Source organism: Streptomyces sp. NPDC001868 (assembly GCF_040297125.1).
Taxonomy (GTDB): domain Bacteria; phylum Actinomycetota; class Actinomycetes; order Streptomycetales; family Streptomycetaceae; genus Streptomyces.
In genome coordinates, this window is record NZ_JBEOYO010000013.1 from 113806 (window position 1) to 133536 (window position 19731).

At 70.3% G+C, this 19731-nt stretch carries 17 protein-coding genes; 9 read left to right on the forward strand and 8 right to left on the reverse strand.

Going from position 1 to position 19731, the window contains the following annotated elements:
* Positions 1–47: 47 nt before the first annotated feature.
* Positions 48–1559 carry an MFS transporter gene (locus tag ABT147_RS17885; RefSeq protein WP_502983102.1) on the forward strand — a complete coding sequence of 504 codons (1512 nt, stop codon included), beginning with the start codon at positions 48–50 and terminating at the stop codon, positions 1557–1559.
* A 246-nt stretch (positions 1560–1805) separates the two neighbouring features.
* Positions 1806–2381: an RNA 2',3'-cyclic phosphodiesterase gene (thpR, locus tag ABT147_RS17890; RefSeq protein WP_351406947.1), complete on the forward strand. Its 576-nt coding sequence runs from the start codon at positions 1806–1808 to the stop codon at positions 2379–2381.
* A 219-nt stretch (positions 2382–2600) separates the two neighbouring features.
* On the opposite strand, the gene ABT147_RS17895 is transcribed toward thpR, so the two are convergent.
* Positions 2601–3593: an aldo/keto reductase gene (locus tag ABT147_RS17895; protein WP_351406949.1), complete on the reverse strand. Its 993-nt coding sequence runs from the start codon at positions 3591–3593 to the stop codon at positions 2601–2603.
* A gap of 157 nt (positions 3594–3750) precedes the next feature.
* Here ABT147_RS17895 and ABT147_RS17900 point away from each other — a divergent pair, with 157 nt between their 5' ends.
* On the forward strand, positions 3751–4683 hold the full coding sequence (locus ABT147_RS17900) for a nuclear transport factor 2 family protein (RefSeq protein WP_351406951.1): 933 nt from the start codon (positions 3751–3753) through the stop codon (positions 4681–4683).
* A gap of 39 nt (positions 4684–4722) precedes the next feature.
* Here ABT147_RS17900 and ABT147_RS17905 read toward each other — a convergent pair whose 3' ends face one another.
* From ABT147_RS17905 to ABT147_RS17915, 3 genes are all read right to left on the reverse strand, one after another.
* Complete coding sequence (locus ABT147_RS17905; protein ID WP_351406953.1) at positions 4723–6126, reverse strand: MFS transporter; 1404 nt, start codon at positions 6124–6126, stop codon at positions 4723–4725.
* A 112-nt stretch (positions 6127–6238) separates the two neighbouring features.
* A complete protein-coding gene (locus ABT147_RS17910; protein WP_351406955.1) occupies positions 6239–6829 on the reverse strand; it encodes a Uma2 family endonuclease in 591 nt (196 codons plus the stop codon).
* A 99-nt stretch (positions 6830–6928) separates the two neighbouring features.
* Positions 6929–7612 (reverse strand): GDSL-type esterase/lipase family protein, encoded by a 684-nt coding sequence (locus ABT147_RS17915; protein ID WP_351406957.1) that lies wholly within the window; start codon positions 7610–7612, stop codon positions 6929–6931.
* A 389-nt stretch (positions 7613–8001) separates the two neighbouring features.
* Here ABT147_RS17915 and ABT147_RS17920 point away from each other — a divergent pair, with 389 nt between their 5' ends.
* Complete coding sequence (locus tag ABT147_RS17920) at positions 8002–9033, forward strand: WD40 repeat domain-containing protein (protein ID WP_351406959.1); 1032 nt, start codon at positions 8002–8004, stop codon at positions 9031–9033.
* Positions 9034–9078: 45 nt separating this feature from the next.
* Here the strand turns inward: ABT147_RS17920 and ABT147_RS17925 are convergent, their stop codons facing one another.
* The gene (locus tag ABT147_RS17925; protein WP_351406961.1) at positions 9079–9948 is read right to left on the reverse strand and encodes a TetR/AcrR family transcriptional regulator; all 870 of its coding nucleotides are present in this window, start codon (positions 9946–9948) and stop codon (positions 9079–9081) included.
* 90 nt (positions 9949–10038) lie between these two features.
* Between ABT147_RS17925 and ABT147_RS17930 the strand changes: the two genes are divergently transcribed.
* From ABT147_RS17930 to ABT147_RS17940, 3 genes are all read left to right on the forward strand, one after another.
* Positions 10039–11100 carry an ATP-binding cassette domain-containing protein gene (locus tag ABT147_RS17930; RefSeq protein ID WP_351406963.1) on the forward strand — a complete coding sequence of 354 codons (1062 nt, stop codon included), beginning with the start codon at positions 10039–10041 and terminating at the stop codon, positions 11098–11100.
* Positions 11097–11936 carry an ABC transporter permease gene (locus ABT147_RS17935; protein WP_351406965.1) on the forward strand — a complete coding sequence of 280 codons (840 nt, stop codon included), beginning with the start codon at positions 11097–11099 and terminating at the stop codon, positions 11934–11936. Before ABT147_RS17930 ends, ABT147_RS17935 begins: the two co-directional genes overlap by 4 nt.
* Positions 11937–12156: 220 nt before the next feature.
* On the forward strand, positions 12157–13713 hold the full coding sequence (locus ABT147_RS17940) for a cellulase family glycosylhydrolase (protein ID WP_351406967.1): 1557 nt from the start codon (positions 12157–12159) through the stop codon (positions 13711–13713).
* 124 nt (positions 13714–13837) lie between these two features.
* On the opposite strand, the gene ABT147_RS17945 is transcribed toward ABT147_RS17940, so the two are convergent.
* Positions 13838–14452 (reverse strand): hypothetical protein, encoded by a 615-nt coding sequence (locus ABT147_RS17945; RefSeq protein ID WP_351406969.1) that lies wholly within the window; start codon positions 14450–14452, stop codon positions 13838–13840.
* Between the two features lie 367 nt (positions 14453–14819).
* Here ABT147_RS17945 and ABT147_RS17950 point away from each other — a divergent pair, with 367 nt between their 5' ends.
* Positions 14820–16442, forward strand: coding sequence for an alpha/beta hydrolase (locus ABT147_RS17950; RefSeq protein ID WP_351406971.1), 1623 nt, complete (start codon positions 14820–14822; stop codon positions 16440–16442).
* Between the two features lie 98 nt (positions 16443–16540).
* Here the strand turns inward: ABT147_RS17950 and ABT147_RS17955 are convergent, their stop codons facing one another.
* Positions 16541–17470 (reverse strand): AraC family transcriptional regulator, encoded by a 930-nt coding sequence (locus ABT147_RS17955; RefSeq protein WP_502983103.1) that lies wholly within the window; start codon positions 17468–17470, stop codon positions 16541–16543.
* A gap of 139 nt (positions 17471–17609) precedes the next feature.
* On the opposite strand from ABT147_RS17955, the gene ABT147_RS17960 reads away from it, so the two are divergent.
* Positions 17610–18290, forward strand: a complete 681-nt coding sequence (locus tag ABT147_RS17960) for an NAD(P)H oxidoreductase (protein WP_351406973.1) — start codon at positions 17610–17612, stop codon at positions 18288–18290.
* A 90-nt stretch (positions 18291–18380) separates the two neighbouring features.
* Here ABT147_RS17960 and serC read toward each other — a convergent pair whose 3' ends face one another.
* The gene (gene serC / locus ABT147_RS17965) at positions 18381–19499 is read right to left on the reverse strand and encodes a phosphoserine transaminase (protein WP_351406975.1); all 1119 of its coding nucleotides are present in this window, start codon (positions 19497–19499) and stop codon (positions 18381–18383) included.
* Positions 19500–19731: the final 232 nt, after the last annotated feature.

Genomic DNA, 19731 nt, shown 5'->3' on the forward strand with positions numbered 1-19731 from the left:
CGCAACCGCACGACATGCACGCGTTTCACGCAAGGAGGCGACCCCCTTTGAGTACGGGCCCCGGAGCAGCTTCCGTCCCCGCACCACCACCCGCCCACAAGCCCCCGCCCATCCCGGACGTACGGGAAGCGCCGCCGGATACCGCCGGCTCGGCGAACGGGGATGCCGCCGGTTCGGCGACGGGTCCGTCCGAGGGTGTGGACGCCTCGGCGATCACCCTCGACTCCGCCGCGGCGGCCCCCGAAGCCCCGGAGACCCCCGCCCCTCGGGAGCGTGTTTCCATGTTCCGGTCGCTGCGGGTGCGGAACTACCGGCTGTTCTTTCTCGGGCAGGTGGTGTCGAACATCGGCACCTGGATGCAGCGGATCGCGCAGGACTGGCTGGTGCTCAGCCTGACGGGGTCGTCGACGGCTGTCGGCGTGACGATGGCCTTGCAGTTCCTGCCGATGCTGCTTTTCGGGCTGTACGGCGGGGTGCTGGTCGACCGGTTCCCCAAGCGGCGGCTGCTGTTCCTCACGCAGACGTCGATGGCGGTGACGGGGCTGGCGCTCGCCGCGCTGACGCTCTCCGGACACGTCCAGGTGTGGCACGTGTATGTGGCCGCCTTCGCCATGGGCATGGCCACCGTGATCGACAACCCGGCCCGCCAGTCGTTCGTGTCGGAGATGGTCGGGCCGGAGCAGTTGCAGAACGCGGTCAGTCTGAACTCGGCGAACTTCCAGTCGGCCCGTCTGGTCGGCCCCGCCGTCGCCGGTGTGCTGATCACCACCGTCGGCACGGGCTGGGCCTTCCTCTACAACGGCCTCTCCTTCATCGCCCCCATCACCGGCCTGCTGCTGATGCGGACCCGCGACCTGCACCCCGTGCGCCGCGCCCCCCGCGCCAAGGGCCAGCTCCGCGAGGGCCTGCGCTATGTGGCCGGCCGTCCCGAACTGCTCTGGCCCATCGTCCTCGTCGGCTTCATCGGCACCTTCGGCTTCAACTTCCCCGTCTGGCTCTCGGCGTACGCGGACGACGTGTTCCACGCGGACGCCGGCTCGTACAGCCTCTTCAACACGCTCATGGCGGTCGGCTCCGTCTCAGGCGCCCTGCTCGCGGCCCGTCGCGGCACCGCCCGTCTGCGGGTGCTGATCGGGGGCGCGCTCGCCTTCGGCCTGCTGGAGATCGTGGCCGCGCTGGCACCGGCGTACTGGATGTTCGCGCTGCTCATGGTCCCGATAGGGATGTTCGGCCTGACGGTCAACGTCACCACCAACACGGCCATCCAGATGAACACCGACCCCGCGATGCGCGGCCGGGTCATGGCCCTCTACATGATGGTCTTCCTCGGCGGCACCCCGCTGGGCGCGCCGGTCGCCGGCTGGGCCACCGACACGTACGGCGCGCGGATCGGCTTCGCCGCCGGCGGTGTCGTCGCCACGGCCGCCGCGGTCGTCGTGGGTCTCGTCCTCGTCAGGGCCGGTGGGCTGCGGCTGTCGGTGGGGTGGAACCAGGGGCATCCACGGGTGCGGGTCCTGTCCCAGGAGCGGGCCGAGGAACAGAAGTCGGTGCCCGTCTGACCGAGGGGTGGCGCTCCGCTGGGGGTGCCGTGGCGCTCCGCTGGGGGTGCCGAGATGTCTGCGGTGCCGTGGCGTCTGCGGTGCTGGTGCCTGCGGTGCCGTGGCGCCTACGGGGGTGCCGGGGTGCGTCGGTGGGCGGGTGCGGCGGTGTTGTGGTTGGTCGCGCAGTTCCCCGCGCCCCTTTCGGGGCGCGGGGTTCGGGGCGCGGGGGTCGTGGGTGATCCGGTGCTCTGGGAGGGTGGCGGCATGAGACTGTTCGCCGCTGTGCTGCCGCCCGATGAAGTCGTCGATGAACTCGGGCTGGTCATCGGGGAGTTGAAGGGGCTGGTCGGGGCGGAGCGGTTGCGGTGGACCGTGCCGGCCGGCTGGCACTTCACGCTCGCGTTCTACGGGGAGGTCGACGAGGACGTCGTACCGGAATTGTCGCGGCGCCTGGAGCGGGCCGCCGGGCGGAGCGGGCCGTTTCCGCTGGCGGTGCGCGGCGGCGGACAGTTCGGGCACGGGCGGGCGCTGTGGGCGGGGGCCGAGGGGGGCCTCGGGGCCCTGCGGCTGCTGGCCGACCGGGCGGAGGCGGCGGCCCGCAAGGCGGGGGTGCCGATGGGGGAGCACCGCCGGTACACGCCCCATCTGACGGTGGCCCGCAGCCGGGAGGACCTCGACGTACGGCCGTACGTCGCCGTGCTCAACTCGTTCGCCGGGCGTACGTGGACGGTGGCCGACCTCGCGCTGGTGCGCAGCAATCTGCCGACGTCCGGGGTGGCGGGGGAGCAGCCGCGGTACGAGGTGGTGGACCGCTGGGCGCTGACCGCCGGGGCCGTCTGAAGGGGGCCGGGGGCGGGCGGTTAGGCTCGGTGGTGTGGACCCGAAGACCCGTAACCGGATCATGGCCGGTGTGCTTGTGCTGATGTTCGTGGTTGTCGCTCTCGCGGCGGCGGTGGGTAAGTAGCCGTCGTGTGCGGTGGAGCTGGGGAACTGCGCGTTGTTCGCCGGCTGCGGCCCGGTGGGGGCTTGTCGCGCAGTTCCTCGCGCCCCTGACGGGGCCTACCAGGCGAAGGCCTCCGGGGACGGGCCCGGGCCCGGGAAGATTTCGTCCAGGGAGGTCAGGAGCTCGGCGCTCAGGTCCAGGTCGGCCGCGCGGATCGCGGAGTCGAGCTGCTGGGCCGTACGGGGGCCGACGATCGGGCCCGTGACACCGGGACGGGTCAGGAGCCAGGCGAGGGCGGCCTCGCCCGGTTCGATGCCGTGCTTGTCGAGGAGGTCCTCGTACGCCTGGACCTGGGCGCGTACGGCGCTGTCGGCGAGGGCGTCGGCGGAACGGCCCGAGCTGCGACGGCCTTCCTTGGCCTCCTTCCTGATGACCCCGCCGAGCAGGCCGCCGTGCAGCGGTGACCAGGGGATGACCCCGAGGCCGTACTCCTGCGCGGCCGGGATGACCTCCATCTCGGCGCGGCGCTCGGCGAGGTTGTAGAGGCACTGCTCGCTGACCAGGCCGATCGTGCCGCCCCGGCGGGAGGCGATCTCGTTGGCCTGGGCGATCTTGTAGCCGGGGAAGTTGGAGGAGCCGACGTAGAGGATCTTGCCCTGCTGGATCAGTACGTCGACGGCCTGCCAGATCTCCTCGAAGGGGGTGGCCCGGTCGATGTGGTGGAACTGGTAGACGTCGATGTAGTCGGTCTGGAGCCGCTTGAGCGACGCGTCCACCGCCCGCCGGATGTTCAGGGCGGAGAGCTTGTCGTGGTTGGGCCAGGCGTCGGCGGAGGCCGCCATGTTCCCGTAGACCTTGGTCGCGAGGACGACCTTGTCGCGACGCTCGCCGCCCTTGGCGAACCAGTTGCCGATGATGCTCTCGGTGCGGCCCTTGTTCTCGCCCCAGCCGTACACGTTCGCCGTGTCGAAGAAGTTGATGCCCGCGTCCAGCGCCGCGTCCATGATCGCGTGGCTGTCCGCTTCGTCCGTCTGCGGACCGAAGTTCATCGTGCCGAGGACCAGGCGGCTGACCTTGAGTCCTGTGCGTCCGAGCTGTGTGTACTTCATGACTCCCAAGCCAAGGCGCTGGAGTGCGCTCTAGGCAAGCGCGGGCGGATGCGGGGGCGTCCTGGCGGAGAAGATCTTGACGCTAACTGGTGGTTAGTGCTTTCCTTCGGTAAGTATGAGCTTGAACTTTCAAGCGCCACCCTCCGATGGGAGCATCGTGACCCCCACCACGCCTGCCCGCCGCGCGCTCGTCGCCGTCCTCGCGGCCGTCGCACTCACCTCCACCGTCGCCGTCGTACCCGCCGCCGCGGCACCGACGGCGGTCGCCGAGCGGAGCCCGTACGGCGATGCCTCGCGTGTCGGCCACTACCAGAAGGCCGTCGCCGTACGGGTCCTCAAGGGGGTGTTCGAGGACGGGGACACGGCGGTCGTGGACCGTTACGTACGCCCGGACTACATCCAGCACAACCCGCTCGCGCCGGACGGGGCGGAGACGCTGAAGGGGCTCGCGGGGGTGGTGAGCGGGCAGTTCCCGGACGCTGTGTACGACATCGAGCGGGTCGTCTCGCAGGGCGACCTCGTCCTCGTGCACTCCAACGTCGTGCTCACCCCCGGCACCCGGGGCTCCGCCGTCTTCGACATCTTCCGCTTCCAGGGCGGGCGCATCGCGGAGCACTGGGACGTGGCCCAGGAGGTGCCGGAATCCTCGGCCAACGGCAACGACATGTTCTCCACGGTCAGCCGGCCGCGCACCAGCGAGCCGGGACCGGCGTGGCTGACCTCGTACAACGAGAAGCTGGTGACCAAGGCCTTCGACCGGCTGCTGGTACGGAAGGACCTGTCGGCGCTCGACACGTACTGGGGTCCCGAGTACCACCAGCACAACCCGAACATCCCCGACGGGGTGGCGGGAGTCAGGGCCGGTCTGGGCGCCTACTTCCAGCAGTTCCCCGACCTCGCCGTCTCGCGCAAGCGCGTCATCGCCGAGGGCGATCTCGTCGCCGTCCACAGTCACTACGTCAACGCACCGGGCGAGCGCGGCCAGGCCGTCCTCGACCTGTTCCGGGTGCGGAACGGGAAGATCGTCGAACACTGGGACGTGCTCCAGGACGTACCGGCGACTTCGGCGAACGACAACACGATGTTCTGACCGGCGACGTGAGGTTCTGACCGCCGGGCCGGGCTCGGGTCAGTTCTTCGGGAGGGGCTGGGGGTTCTGCCGGTCCCGCTGGTCCTGGTCGTCGTCCGTGAGGGGTGAGGCCCGTTGCGGGCGGCGGCGGTAGGGGAGCAGGAGCAGCGGGGTCGCCAGGAGGAGGAGGCCCGCGACGGCGATCGCGGTGCGGGGGGTGGTGAGGGCGGCGAGGACGCCCCAGAGGGCCGTCATGGCGGCGGTGACGAGTTTGCCGGTGACCGACCAGGCGGTGAGGGTGCGGGCGACGCGGTCCGGTGGGGTCCGGGTGAGGCGTTGGGTGGCCATCACGGGGTTGAAGACGCTGATGCAGACGATCAGGCCCAGTTCGACGGCCATGACGAGGACGAGACCGGCCGGGCCGGGGCCGATGAACGCCAGCCCCACTCCCCAGCACGCCCGCAGTGTTCCGGCGGTCCACACGACCCTGCGGTGACCGTGCCGGTCGACCAGGCGACGGGAGAGGCGGGAGCCGATCAGACCGCCGGCGCAGGGCACGGCGAAGGCGAGGCCGTACTGCCAGGGGGCGAAGCCGAGTTGGCCGACCATGAGGATCAGCAGCACGGGCGCGGGCGCCATGATCAGGGCGTTGACCAGGACGGTGTTCAGGAAGAGGGGGCGCAGGGCCGGGTCGGCGAGGATGAACCGCCAGCCGTCGAGGAGGTCGCCGGGGCGGAGACGGGGGGTGCCGCTCGGCGCCGCCGGCTTGGTGAGGGGTCCGGGCGGGTCGGTGAGGGGCTCGGGCGGGTCGGGGAAGGGGTCGGTCGGCTCCGCGAGGGGCTCGGGCGGGTCGGCGGGGGGCTTCTCGGCCTTCTCACCGGTACGGCCGATCGCTCGGACGCCCGCTGCCGAGAGCAGGTAGCTGGCGGCGTCGGTCAGCAGGGTGACGACCGGGCCGAAGAGGCCCATCGCGGCGCCGCCCAGGGGCGGGCCGAGCATGGTCGTGGTCCAGGTCGTGGCCTCGAAGCGGCCGTTGGCGGCCACGAGGTGCTCCGGCGGGACCAGGGACTTCAGGAAGGCACCGCTCGCCGCGGTGAAGGTGATGTCGGCGACGGCGACGACCACGGACACCAGGAGAAGCTGGGGGAAGGTGAGCAGGTCGAGGGCGTAGGCCGCCGGGACGGTCAGCAGGGCCGCGCAGCGGACCAGGTCCATCGAGATCATCACCGGGCGCTTGCGGCGGAACTCCACCCAGGGGCCGAGCGGTACGGCCACCGCCGCGCCCACCGCCAGACCGGTGGCCGCCAGCGCGGAGACCTCCGTCGGGCCGACGTCCAGGACCAGCACCGCGATCAGGGGGAACGCGTCGAACGACAGCCGCGTACCGAACGCGCTGACCGTGTACGCCGCCCACAGCCACCGGAACTCGCGCCCCAGCCCACGGTCCTGCCCGGCTCGCGCCATGCCCACCCCGCCCCGTGTTCGTCAGCGTGCCGTTCGACCGGGTCATCCAAGCGGGTGGGGGGCGGCCGATCAAGCGCGGGTCGCCCGAGTCTGGAGTGCGGGGGAGACGCCGTCAGCCTCGGGGGAACTTGGCGGTCGGAAGGATCAGGCCGAGGTGGGTGGAGGTCATGTCGACGTCGCCGCCGTAGGTGACGGACAGGTCGCTGACGTAGTCGCCGTCCTTGGGCTGGGTGAACAGCCGGCACTTTCCCACGTAGGGGTCGGCGATCAGGTAGACGGGGACCTCGGCGAGGGCGTACGCGGTCTTCTTGGGGCCGTAGTCGTTCTTGGCGGTGTCCGTGGAGATGACCTCGGCGATGAACTCGATGTCCTGGTGGCGCCAGCGGCCCTCGGTGTTCTTCTCGGCGTCGTCGCACAGCTTTGCCACGTCCGGGCAGTAGCCGTTCAGACGGCCGGGGAAGTCGATGCGGACGTCCGAGAACACCGTCGCGTCCCGTCCGAAGCGATCCTCCAGCGCCCAGAGGATCGTGCGAATGGTTTGCCAGTGAATGTCCCGCTGCGGCGACATGTAGACGGTCCCCTCGACGATCTCTACCTTGTATCCCTCGGGGACGGGCATCTTCTCGAGCCGCTCGAACATCTCGTCGAGCTGGCGCGTGTTGTCGCTCTCGGCCATCGCGATCCTGTCTTCAAGGACGGTCATCGTGGCGTTCCTCCCCGGCCGCCCCTCGATCGAAGACGGCCGCGCAGTACAACGATACGCACGGTGACGAGGACACGACGGGCGGAACGGGTGCGGCGGCTACGCCTGTTCGTACGGGCCTCCGAGCGCCCACGCCTCGTGCATCGCGTTGGCGAAGGTCGCCGCGATCTTGTGTTCGCCGGAGGCGTTGGGGTGGGTGCCGTCGTAGGTGTCCCAGTGGATGTCGTACGAGAGGGGCGGGGACGCCAGGAGGAGCGGGGAGCGGGGTTCGTCGAGGTCGGCGGCCGTCTTGGCGAGGAGTTCGTTGAAGCGGGCGACCTGGGCGGCGAAGGAGGCGTCGGACTCGGCGCGGACGTTCGGGGTGACGGGGAGGAGGACCATGCGGATGTGCGGGTTCGCCTCGCGGGCGGCCTCGACGAAACGGCGGGTGTTCTCGGCGGTCTGCTCGGCGTTGGTGTAGAAGCCGAGGTCGATGAGGCCGAGGGAGACGAGGAGGATGTCGGCCCGGTGGACGCGGACCGCGTCGGCGATCAGGGGGGCCATGTGGAGCCAGCCCTCGCCCCAGCCGGCGAGGTGGGCGCGGGGGAAACGGGGGTCGGTGTCGGCGTACTCGTACGACGTCGGGGTGTCCAGGGCCTTGTCGTAGAGCGTCTCTCGTGGGCCGACGATCTTGAAGGAGCCGTGGTGGGTGGTGCGCAGGTGTTGCCAGAGGCGGAAGCGCCATGTGTGTTCGCCGGCGCTTCCGATCGTCATGGAGTCGCCTACGGGCATGAACCTGAGCATGCGCTCATCATGAACGATGCCTACCGGCTGGTAGGCCCCGGTCGCCCCACCCGGCCCTGTGAACCTTGCCACGCGGCGCCCAAGAGCTCGGGGGTTCGGGTCGGTTGGCGGGCGCGGCTCCGGTGGGGCTTCTCGCGCAGTTCCCCGCGCCCCTAAAGATTCAGGCCCCTGCGGGCCTGAAAGACCACGGCCCCGCCGGCCTGAAAGCGACGGGGCTGCGGGTTGAAAAGCGACGGGGCTGCGGGTTGAAAAGCACGGGGCGCAGCCCCGGCTTTTCAGGGGCGCGGGGAACTGCGCGTGAAGCCCCACCGGACCCGCACCCGACCACACGCAGCCCACCCACGGCGCTCCCCACCCCACCCAGCGGAGCGAGATGGCAGGCTTGGCCCATGCGCCGTCGCCCCCTCCCCTCCCCCCGCCACCGGCTCCGCGCCGGCTTCGCCGGTCTCGCCGCGGTTCTGCTCGCCGCCCTCCCGGCCGCGCCCGCGGTCGCCGATGACGACGGGTTCACGATGAAGGACCCGCGGATCACCGAGTCGAGCGGTCTCGCCGCGTCGCGTCAGCACCCGGGGGTCTACTGGACCCACAACGACAGCGACGACGGGGCGTTCCTGTACGCCGTCGACAGCGAGACCGGCGAGACGGTCGCCACGGTCACCCTGACGGGCGTCGGCACCCCGCGGGACGTGGAGGCCATCTCCATGGGCCCGGGCGACAAGCTCTACGTCGGCGACATCGGCGACAACCTCGGCGGCACCTGGGCGTACGTCTGGATCTACGAGCTGCCGGAGCCGAAGGAGCTGAAGGACCAGACGGTCAAGGCCACGCAGTACGTCGTGAAGTACGAGGACGGGGCACGGGACGCGGAGGCGCTGATGGTGCATCCGAAGACCGGGCGGGTCTACATCGCGGACAAGAACGAGGCGGGCGGGTCGCTGTACGAGGGACCGGCCGAGTTGTCCGCCTCCGGCACGAACGTGTTCAAGAAGGTCGCCGCCGTGCCCGATCTGGAGGTCACCGACGGCGCGTTCTCACCGGACGGCAAGCGGCTCGCCTTGCGCGCGTACTTCGGCGGCATCCTCTACGACTGGAACGGCGGCAAGATCAAGAAGGCCGAGCGGCTGAGCGTGCCCCTGCAGCGGCAGGGGGAGTCGGTGACCTTCGAGAACGACGGCTCGAAGATCATGTACGGCAGTGAGGGGTCGGGCAGCTCGGTCGTCGCGCGGGACGTGCCCGGCGGCGGCTCCGGGAGCGGCGGCTCGGGTTCCTCGTCCTCCGACGGCGACGGCAATGGCTCCGGCACCACCGGCGCGGACGGCGACGGCACCAGTTCCACCTTCAAGGTCGGCGCCCTCGCCGTCGCCGGGGCGGTCGTCGTCGTATGGGGCTTCAAGAGGCTGCTGCGCCGGCCGTCGTCCTGAGCCGCCCGGCACCAGGCGCCCGGGCACCGGGAACGGTGCCCGGTGTCATCCCGCCGCCCCGCCGCCCCGCCGTGCGACGAACACCTCCAGCCCGTCCAGGAGGCGCTGCAAGCCGAACTCGAAGTGGTCGAAGTCCGTGCCGAAGGCGTCGTCCGAGAGGCCGGCGAGCAGGGGGTAACGGCCGGAGGACATGAGCTCGGTGAGGACCGGCGCCTGGACCTGCCAGAACTCCGCGTCGGTGAGGCCGGACAGGTGCTCCGCCTCCTGCTGGTAGAGCTGGGTACGGACGGCGCCGACGACATAGCCGTCCACGGCGATGATCACGGAGATCAGCTCCGGGTCGGTCAGCCCCATGGACTTGATACGGGAGAGGACCTTCTCCATGCCGTCCAGGGCGCTCGGGCCGAGGACCGGGCGGGACTGGTTGACCTGGAGCAGCCAGGGGTGGCGGCGGTAGAGGGCCAGGGTCGCGCGGCCCATGGCCTCCAGGGCGGACCGCCAGCCGCCGTCGCCCAGGTCGGCGGGGTTCTCGGAGGGCCGCTGGACGTGGTCGAGCATCAGGTCCAGCAGTTCGGCCTTGCCGGGGATGTAGCGGTACAGGGACATGGTGCCGGTGCCCAGTTCGGTGGCGACCCGGCGCATCGAGAGGGCGTGCAGCCCCTCCGCGTCGGCGACCCGGACGGCCGCCTCCACGACCCGGTCCAGCGTGAGTCCGGGCTTGGGGCCGCGACTGGGGCGCGGGCCGGTGTCCCACAGCAGATGGAGCGTGCGGACGATGTCACCGCTGCCGCTGGACTCCGTACCGCCGCCGACGGCGCCGACGCCCCTGCCGTCGCGCCCGCCCTCGCCCCTTCCACCGGTACGACCGCCGCTCGCGTCCTCGTCCGTACCGCTCTGGCCCTTGCCCCTTGTCATGCACCCGAGTTTAGGTCCTCGCGGAAAAACTGGGTACGTCGTACGCGAAATCGGGTACGGTGTACTCAGTTGTAGTCGGAAGGGGGACCCATGAGCGACGGAAACGGCGCCGGAGGCGGCGACGGATACGCGGTGCGGGCGGAGGGGCTGGAGAAGCGGTACGGGGAGAAGCGCGCGCTCGACGGCTTCGACCTCACCGTCCGCGAGGGCACGGTGCACGGCCTGCTCGGCCCGAACGGCGCGGGCAAGACCACCGCCGTACGCATCCTCTCCACGCTGGTGCGTCTGGACGGTGGCCGGGCGACGGTGGCCGGGCTCGATGTGGCGGCGCACCCGCGCGAGGTGCGGGCCAGGATCGGTCTCACCGGTCAGTACGCCGCTGTGGACGAGGTGTTGACGGGCCGTCAGAACCTGGAGATGTTCGGGCGGCTGTTCCATCTGGGCGGGAAGCGGGCGAAGGCGCGCGCCGTCGAGCTGCTCGACCAGTTCGACCTCAGCGACGCCGCCGACAAGGGTGTCGGCAAGTACAGCGGCGGTATGCGGCGCCGGCTCGACCTCGCCGCCTCGATGATCCTCGCCCCGGCCGTCCTCTTCCTGGACGAGCCGACGACCGGTCTCGACCCGCGCAGCCGGGGCGAAGTCTGGGAATCCGTACGGGCGTTGGTGGCGGGCGGCACCACCGTGCTGCTCACCACGCAGTATCTGGAGGAGGCCGACAGGCTCGCCTCGCACATCACCGTCATCGACCAGGGGCGGGCCATCGCCGACGACACCCCGGACGGGCTGAAGAGCGCGGTCGGCGGCGACCGTATCGAGGTCGTCGTCGCCGAGCGCGCCGACATCCCGCGCGCGGTGAAGGTCGTCGCCCGCGTCTCGGACGGCGAACCGGAGTCGGACGACACGGAGTTGCGCGTCCACGCGCCCGTGACCGACCGCGTCTCGGCCCTCACCGAGGTGGCCCGCACCCTCCAGGACGAGGGCGTACGGGTCGAGGACATCGGCCTGCGCCGGCCGAGCCTGGACGATGTGTTCCTGCGTCTGACGGGCCACCGCACGGAGAAGGCCGACGGGATCGACACCAAGACCGGGATCGACACCAGGACCAAGACCAAGGCCGAGACCAAGACGGAGAAGAAGGGGGTCGCCGTATGAGTGCGAGCACCGTGGATTCGCGCGCCGTCGACCTGGAGGTGCAGAGCGCGCGCGGCCGTACGTACTGGCTGCTCGCCGACGTCTGGAACGTCGTCCGCCGCGGCCTCACCCACTACCAGCGCCAGCCGATCAACATCGCCTGGCAGCTGGGCTTTCCCATCCTGTCCGTGCTGTTGTACGGCTATGTCTTCGGCAGTGCCGTGAAGGTGCCCGGCGGCGGGGACTACGGGGACTTCCTGATGCCGGGCATGTTCGTGATGACGATGGCCTTCGGCTTCATCAACACGGCGACGCTGGTGGTCTACGACTCCACCAAGGGCGTCATCGACCGCTTCCGCTCCATGCCGATGGCGCCGTCGGCGGTGGTCGCGGGGCGGGGGGTGACCGATCTTCTCGCCGCCTGCGCCGAGTTGGCCATCATGATGCTGACGGCCTTCGCGATGGGCTGGCGCCCGGACGCGGGCCTCGGCTTCCTGGCCGCGTTCGGCCTGCTGCTCTGGCTCCGCTTCGCGCTGATCTGGATCGGTGTCTGGCTGGGCCTCCTGGTCCCCAACCCGGAGGCGGCGGGCGGTCTCTTCGCGGTCGCCTTCCCGCTCACCATGATCTCCAGCATCTACGTCGCCCCGCAGCTCATGCCCGACTGGCTGGGCTGGATCGCCGCCTGGAACCCGGTCTCCTCCACGGCCGCGGCGACCCGCGAGCTGTTCGGGACGCCGGTGGGCGGTGACTCCTGGATCGAGCAGAACGCGGTGCTGATGGCCGGGGTGTGGCCGGCGGTACTGACGCTGATCTTCCTGCCGCTGGCGGTGCGGAGGTTCCAGAGGCTGAGCCGGTGACGCGTCGGTGACGTGTGCTGGTGCTGTGCGCCGGTGACGTGCGTCGGTGATGTGTGCGGGTGAGGCGCGTCGGTGACGGGATGTGTCGGGGCGTCCGGTGTATCAGGTGATGCCGGACGCCTTGACGTGTTCATGTGACCTGTCTTCCATGGGTGGTGCGGGTGGTGGGAGCGCTCCCACCCGGTTCCGGGCCCGCGCCTCCCGAGGAGGAAGCAGCGACATGTTCCGCAGCTTACGGAGAACCCTGGGCGCCCTGTGCGCGGCCGCCGCCGTGCTGGCGCTGCCCCTGACCGGTGGCGCGCGGGCGGCCACCGCGCCTCAGGCGGGCGCGGCCGAGGTCGGCGCCGCCGCGGCCGGTGCCGGCTACTGGCACACCAGCGGGCGTCAGATCCTGGACGCGTCCGGCCAGTCGGTCCGTATCGCCGGCATCAACTGGTTCGGCTTCGAGACCGCCAACCACGTCACCCACGGCCTCTGGGCCCGTGACTACAAGAGCATGATCGACCAGATGAAGTCGCTGGGCTACAACACCATCCGGATGCCCTACAGCGACGACATCCTCAAGCCCGGCACCATGCCCGACAGCGTCAACCACTCCGACGGCAAGAACGCCGACCTGCGGGGCCTGACCTCGCTCCAGGTCCTGGACAGGATCGTCGCGTACGCCGGTCAGAGCGGCCTGAAGATCATCCTCGACCGCCACCGCCCGGACGCGGCGGGGCAGTCGGCGCTCTGGTACACCTCGGCCGTCCCCGAGACGACATGGATCACCAACCTGAAGGCGCTGGCCACCCGCTACAAGGGCAACTCGACGGTCGTCGGCATCGACCTCCACAACGAGCCCCACGACCCCGCCTGCTGGGGCTGCGGCGACACGGCCCGGGACTGGCGTCTGGCCGCCCAGCGTGCCGGCAACGCGGTCCTGTCCGTCAACCCCGAGCTGCTGATCCTCGTCGAGGGCGTCCAGACGTACAACGGCGTCTCCGGCTGGTGGGGCGGCAACCTGATGGGCGTCGCCCAGTACCCCGTACAGCTGGATGTCGCGAACCGGGTGGTGTACTCGGCCCACGACTACGCCACGAGCGTCGCCCAGCAGAGCTGGTTCAGCGATCCGTCCTTCCCCGCCAACATGCCCGGAATCTGGGACAGGTACTGGGGCTACATCTTCAAGCAGAACATCGCGCCGGTGTGGGTCGGCGAGTTCGGTACGACGCTCCAGTCGACCGTGGACCAGCGGTGGCTGGCGGCCCTGGTCACCTATCTGCGCTCGACCTCCGCCCACGGCAACGACTCCTTCCACTGGACCTTCTGGTCCTGGAACCCCAACTCCGGTGACACCGGCGGCATCCTGAAGGACGACTGGCAGACCGTCGACACCGTCAAGGACGGCTATCTGGCGAGCATCAAGGCCCCGGGCTTCCCGGGCGGCGGAGGCGGCGACCCCGGTGATCCGGGCGACCCCGGCGGTCCGGGCACCGCCGCCTGTGCCGCCACGTACACGGTGACCAACGACTGGGGCGGCGGCTTCAACGCCGAGGTCAAGGTCACCAACACCGGCACCACCGCGATCAGCTCCTGGAAGGTGACCTGGACCTGGCCCGGCTCCCAGCGGGTGACGAACATGTGGAACGCGTCCCACACCCAGAGCGGGGCGACGGTGACCGCGACCAACGCGGCGCACAACGGGGCGGTCGCCGCGGGCGGTTCGGCGAGCTTCGGCTTCGGGGGTGCGCCTGGGGGCGGGGGTGCGCCGAGTGTGACCTGCGCGGCCACGTGAGTGGTGCGTCCACATCAGTGGTGCGTCCACGGGAGTGGTGCGGCAGGAGGTGGGGGTGCCCGGGGGCTGCTGGGCATCCCCGTCGAACGCGGGCGCACGGCCTGGCCGTCCGCTCCGCCGCCGGTCAGGAACGCAGCTCGGGCAGCAGTGCCTGGACGATCTCCCCCCCCATGGACGGCCAGGCCGCGATGACCTGTTGATCCGTGAGGAGGGTCTTGCTCTGCACCTGGACCTCGCACTCCAGGTTGCTGTCCCGGACCACCAGCCGGAGGTCGCTGGGGAACACCGCGGCCTCCTCGACGCTCTCCTGGCGGAAGGCCCCGTCGCCGAGATCCGGCACCTGCGCCACCGGGCCCTGGGCCGCCTTCGACACCGAGCGCTCCATGTACTCGTAGTGCTTGACCGCGGTGGTCACGTTCTTCCACGCGGTGCAGTAGACGACGGTACGGCCCTGCGCCGTCGACCCGGTCTTCCCGAAGGGCTGCAGGCAGGCGGCGCCGCTGCCCGTCGCCGGATCGGCGCCGGTCCGCTTGCCCTTCGGGGGCCCGTCGTTGGGAGCGATGGCGTCGGCCGGCGGGCCGAAGTCGAGTGCCGAGCGGAGGTCGGTCGGCGGACGGTAGTCGCCCGGCCCCTTCGTCGCTTCGGCGGTCGCCGTCGGGGTGCTCTTGCCCACACCCGCGGCGGACGCCTTCTCGTCACCGTTGCCGCATCCGGCCAGTGAGCAGAGGGCGAGCACCACACCTGTACCCCAGCTCGCCGCGCGAACGCCTTTGCCTGTCCGCGCCAGATCCACGTTCTCTCCCCTGAGCGCACCGGCCCTCTATGGCCGGCGGCGCCACCACCATCGCAACGCGCGGCGCGGAATCCATCGGGGAAATCACTGAAGTCCCTACGTACAGAAGGGGACGGGAACGGCACAGGTGGGAGAGCATGGTCCGGATTGGTACGACTGCCCCTTTCTGTGCGGGGTTTGAGAATAAGCAATGACTCAATTCGGTCAAGTCTTGGTCGAATGTGTTCTTGTGTGGCGTGCTCTTCCGGAACCATGCGGCACAGGCCGCGTACCTCGCGGTCCTGAACCCCCCTCACCGTTGCGAGAGAACTCCATGAGAAGAAGCGCAGCCGTGCTGTGCGGCGCAGGTGTTGTTCTGGCGGGGACGGTCATCGCCGTTCCCGCCCACGCGAGCGGGTCGCCCGCCGCGAACACCGTGCAGGCCGCCGTCGCGAAGGTCGCCTGGAAGAAGTGCGCCACGGACAACTACCCGACGCTGCAGTGCGCGTCGGTGAAGGTGCCGCTCGACTATGCGAAGCCGGGCGGGAAGAAGATCACGCTGGCGCTGTCCCGCGTGCCGCACACCTCGAAGACGTACCAGGGCCCGCTCCTGGTCAACCCGGGCGGCCCCGGCGGCAGCGGTCTCACGCTGGCCGGATTCGTCGCGGCCTCGCTGCCCAAGAAGGTCGCCGCCCAGTACGACGTCATCGGCTTCGACCCGCGCGGCGTGGGCAAGAGCCAGCCCGCCCTGAACTGCAAGCCGGGCTACTTCAACCCGGTGCGCCCGGACTCGGTGCCCAGCACGGCCGCGATCGAGAAGGCCAACATCTCGCGCGCCAAGTCCTTCGCCGATGCCTGCGGCAAGAAGTACAAGGACGTCCTGCCGCACATCAACACGATCAGCGCCGTGAAGGACCTGGACTCGATCCGCAAGGCCCTCGGCGCGAAGAAGATCAACTACTTCGGTTACTCGTACGGCACCTACCTCGGCGCGGTCTACGCCAAGCTGTACCCTGAGCGCGTACGGCGTCTGGTGCTGGACTCGATCGTCGACCCGACCGGCGTCTGGTACGAGGACAACCTCGACCAGGACTACGCCTTCGACAAGCGGCACAAGGCGTTCATGAAGTGGGTGGCCAAGAACAACGCCACCTACAAGCTCGGCACCGACGCGAAGAAGATCGAGGCGAAGTGGTACGCCATGCGCGCCGCCCTCGCCAAGAAGCCGGTCGGCGGCTCGGTGAAGGTGGGCGCCTCCGAGCTGGAGGACACCTTCCTCCCCGGCGGCTACTACAACGGCTACTGGCCCTTCCTCGCCGAGGCGTTCGCCGCCTACGTGGGCGACAAGAACGCCGACCCGCTGGTCGAGGCGTACCAGAACTTCGCCGCCGTCGACTCCTCCGGTGACAACGGCTACAGCGTCTACACCTCGGTGCAGTGCCGTGACGCCGCCTGGCCGCGCGACTGGAAGAAGTGGACCAAGGACAACTGGGCGGTCTACAAGAAGGCGCCGTTCATGGCCTGGAACAACGCCTGGTACAATGCGCCGTGCGCCTTCTGGCCGACCAAGTCGCTGAAGCCGGTGAACGTCGCCAACTCCAAGCTGCCCCCGGTGCTGCTGTTCCAGGCGACGGACGACGCGGCCACCCCGTACCAGGGCGGCGTCACCGTCCACAAGCTGCTCAAGAACTCCAGCCTGGTCGTCGAGCAGGGCGGCGGCAACCACGGCATCTCGCTGAGCGGCAACAGCTGCCTCGACAAGTACCTGGCCACCTACCTCACCAACGGCAAGGTGCCGCGCGGCAAGGGCACCGTCGACGCCACCTGCAAGAAGCTGCCCGACCCGAAGCCGGCGGCCGCGCAAGAGGGTTCGGCCCAGTCGACGCTGAGCTCGACCCAGGGACCGGCCGTGACGGGCGGCGACACCCTGCACGGGATCCTCGGCTTCCGCGGCTGAGCATGCCTGCCTGAGTAACACCTCGTACGGCGATTCGTACGGCGATGAGAAGGGCGCCCGGCACTTGCTGCCGGGCGCCCTTCGGCGTCGTAGCGGCGTCAGGACGCCGCGGCGCGGAAGACGCTGGGGCTCAGGCCCCGATGGCGTTTGAAAGCGGCGCTGAAGCCGAAGGCATCGGCGTAGCCGACGGACTTGGCGATCTGAGCGATGGCGAAGTCGGTGTCGGCCAGGAGTGCCTCGGCCTCGTCCATGCGGCATTCGGTGAGGTAGGTCAGCGGCGGGCGGCCCATCACCTCGGTGAAGCGTTTGGCGAACAGCGCCCGGGAGACGCCGGATTCGGCGGCGAGCGCCGCTACCGTCCACGTCCGGGAGGGCCGGGCGTGGAAGGCCTGGAGGGCGGGGCCGAGGATCGGTTCGGCCAGGCCGCGATACCAGTCGGGGGCGTCCGAGCCGGCCTGCTCGAACCAGGTGCGCAGCGTGCACACCAGGGCCCAGTCCAGGAGCCGGTCCATCAGCGCCTGCGAGCCGGCCGAGCGCCCGGCGGCGTCGACGGCGGCCGTCTCCAGCTGTGCGCAGACCTCGGCGTCCTCGTTGATCACCAGGACGGGTGGCAGGGCGCGCAGCAGTCGTTGCTGGCGATGGCCCGACGCGCGGTAGGCGCCCACGATCAGTGCGGTCGCTCCGTCCGGATCGTTGCCCCAGCGGATGCCGCCGAGGTCCTGGGCGGTGCATGCGGCGTCCTGTGTGAAGCAGGCGATCTCGTACTCGACATGGGGGCGGTTGCCGGAGGCCGACCGATCCGCGAGGTGGAACGGGTCGGGGCCGCGCACGATGGCCGTGTCGCCGACGCCGACCGCCCGTTCGGTGCCGTCGGGCAGCAGCAGGGTGCCGCCGCCACGCAGCACGCTCACCATGACGAGCGGGGCGCCGTCGGCGAAGCGGATGGTCCAGGGCGCTTCGAGCACGGTGTGAGTGACGACCGAGCCCTCGGCCCGGATGCCACTGAGCAGAGAACTCAAGGGATCCACGGATGCCAGCGTAGACGAACTCCTATGTGTCGGAGCTTTTCTCCCATGGATCATCCAATCGATCACGGGTGTACTGGACCGGCAGAACCGACCGGAAGAACCGACCGGCAGAACCGACCGGGACCAGTCAGGAGAGACCATGTCGCAGCTCGACAACGCAGCCAGGACCGCCCTTGTGGTCGTCGCGCACCACCGCACCGATTCCCTCACCGCGCACACCGCCCGCCGTACCGTCGCGCGACTCGAGACCGCCGGATACGTCGTCGACCTGCTCGACCTGCACGCCGAGGGATTCGACCCGCGGATGAACGTGGCGGACCAGCCCGACTGGGGTGACCGGGAGAAGCCGTACTCGGACGAAGTCCGGGCCCATATGCGGCGCGTTCTCGACGCCGATGTCGTCGTCGCCGTGTTCCCCGTGTACTGGCAGAGCGTGCCCGCCCTACTCAAGGGCTGGATCGATCGCGTGTGGAACTACGGATTCGCCTACGGACGCAGCAAGCCTCGCCTGGCGGGCAAGCGCATGCTGTGGCTGGGCCTGGCCGGTGTCACCTCCGACGACCCCGGCACGGAGGGAATGCGGGCCGTGCTGGAGACCAACCTGAGCGAGGGCATCGCCTACTACTGCGGGTTCGCCCACTCCTCCGTCGCCCTGCTCCCCGACGCCGAGGAGCGCCCCCAGCGCATCGACGCCGAGGGCAATCTGCTGGTCGGCGACGCGATCGTGGGAGCCGAACGCGAGGCACAGTACGCCGAGTTCGACCGCCGCGCGGGGGAGGCGGTGGAAGGGTTCCTCGCGGCGGAGCCGGTGGCGGCCTGAGGGGGCCGGCCGGGTCACCTGGGTGACCCGGGACGCGCCTCGTTCGGCAGGTCCGTCCCGCCGACGGCGGTCAGCGGGACGACGTGAAACTCAGAGCTTCTCGATCACGTGGTCGACGCACTTGGTGAGGGCCTCGACGTCCGCCGGGTCGATCGCCGGGAACATGGCGACGCGGAGCTGGTTGCGGCCGAGCTTGCGGTAGGGCTCGGTGTCGACGATGCCGTTGGCGCGCAGGACCTTGGCGACGGCGGCGGCGTCGATCTCGTCGGAGAAGTCGATCGTGCCGATGACCTGGGACCGCTTGGCCGGGTCGGTGACGAAGGGGCTCGCGTACTTGCTCTCCTCCGCCCACGTGTACAGCCGGGTCGAGGAGTCCTTCGTGCGGGCCGTGGACCAGCTCAGACCGCCCTGGCCGTTGATCCACTCCAGCTGCTGGTTGAGCAGGAAGAGGGTCGCGAGGGCCGGGGTGTTGTACGTCTGGTTCTTGCGGGAGTTGTCGATCGCCGTGGGGAGGCTGAAGAACTCCGGGATGTGGCGGCCGGAGGCGTGGATCCGCTCGGCGCGCTCGATGGCGGCCGGTGAGAAGACACCGATCCAGAGGCCGCCGTCGGAGGCGAAGGACTTCTGCGGGGCGAAGTAGTAGACGTCGGTCTCGGCGATGTCGACGGGGAGGCCGCCGGCGCCGGAGGTGGCGTCCACGAGGACGAGGGCGCCCTCGTCGGCGCCGGCCACGCGGTTCAGCGGGGCGGCGACACCGGTGGACGTCTCGTTGTGGGTGAAGGCGTAGACGTCGACGCCCGCCTCGGCGGACGGCTCCGGGTGCGTGCCGGGGTCGGAGGAGACGACCGTGGGCTCGGCGAGCCAGGGGGCGAGCTTCGCGGCCTTGGCGAACTTCGAGCTGAACTCGCCGAAGGTCAGGTGCTGGCTCTTGTTCTCGATCAGGCCGTGGGTCGCGATGTCCCAGAAGGCCGTCGAGCCGCCGTTGCCGAGGACGACCTCGTAGCCCTCGGGGAGGGAGAACAGCTCGCGGATCCCCTCACGGACCTGGCCGACCAGGTTCTTCACCGGGGCCTGGCGGTGGGAGGTGCCGAGCAGGGAGGTGCCGGTGGCGGCCAGGGCGTCCAGCGCCTCCGTCCGCACCTTGGAGGGGCCCGCGCCGAAACGTCCGTCGGCGGGCTTGATGTCAGCGGGGATCTGGATATCAGCCACGGGCGCGAGCCTATCGGCTTCGGGAAACGTGGGTGAAACGTCGTCCGTCGGGTGAGACGGGGTGTTGGGGTGCGGGGTGACGGGGTGCGGGTGCGGGGTGCCTAATAGCTCGGGGGTTCGGGTGGGAGGGCGACTGCGGGTGCGTGGGGCTTCTCGCGCAGTTCCCCGCGCCCCTGAAAAACAGGGGCTGCGCCCCATGCTTTTCAACCCGCAGCCCGGGCGACTTGCAACC

What these genes read in the sequence shown, in the direction of transcription:
- thpR (WP_351406947.1), top strand. Translation starts at nt 1,806, where the DNA reads ATGAGACTGTTCGCCGCTGTGCTGCCGCCCGATGAAGTCGTCGATGAA.
- ABT147_RS17895 (WP_351406949.1), bottom strand. Translation starts at nt 3,593, where the DNA reads ATGAAGTACACACAGCTCGGACGCACAGGACTCAAGGTCAGCCGCCTG.
- ABT147_RS17905 (WP_351406953.1), bottom strand. Translation starts at nt 6,126, where the DNA reads ATGGCGCGAGCCGGGCAGGACCGTGGGCTGGGGCGCGAGTTCCGGTGG.
- ABT147_RS17910 (WP_351406955.1), bottom strand. Translation starts at nt 6,829, where the DNA reads ATGACCGTCCTTGAAGACAGGATCGCGATGGCCGAGAGCGACAACACG.
- ABT147_RS17915 (WP_351406957.1), bottom strand. Translation starts at nt 7,612, where the DNA reads ATGCTCAGGTTCATGCCCGTAGGCGACTCCATGACGATCGGAAGCGCC.
- ABT147_RS17920 (WP_351406959.1), top strand. Translation starts at nt 8,002, where the DNA reads ATGCGCCGTCGCCCCCTCCCCTCCCCCCGCCACCGGCTCCGCGCCGGC.
- ABT147_RS17925 (WP_351406961.1), bottom strand. Translation starts at nt 9,948, where the DNA reads ATGACAAGGGGCAAGGGCCAGAGCGGTACGGACGAGGACGCGAGCGGC.
- ABT147_RS17930 (WP_351406963.1), top strand. Translation starts at nt 10,039, where the DNA reads ATGAGCGACGGAAACGGCGCCGGAGGCGGCGACGGATACGCGGTGCGG.
- ABT147_RS17935 (WP_351406965.1), top strand. Translation starts at nt 11,097, where the DNA reads ATGAGTGCGAGCACCGTGGATTCGCGCGCCGTCGACCTGGAGGTGCAG.
- ABT147_RS17940 (WP_351406967.1), top strand. Translation starts at nt 12,157, where the DNA reads ATGTTCCGCAGCTTACGGAGAACCCTGGGCGCCCTGTGCGCGGCCGCC.
- ABT147_RS17950 (WP_351406971.1), top strand. Translation starts at nt 14,820, where the DNA reads ATGAGAAGAAGCGCAGCCGTGCTGTGCGGCGCAGGTGTTGTTCTGGCG.
- ABT147_RS17960 (WP_351406973.1), top strand. Translation starts at nt 17,610, where the DNA reads ATGTCGCAGCTCGACAACGCAGCCAGGACCGCCCTTGTGGTCGTCGCG.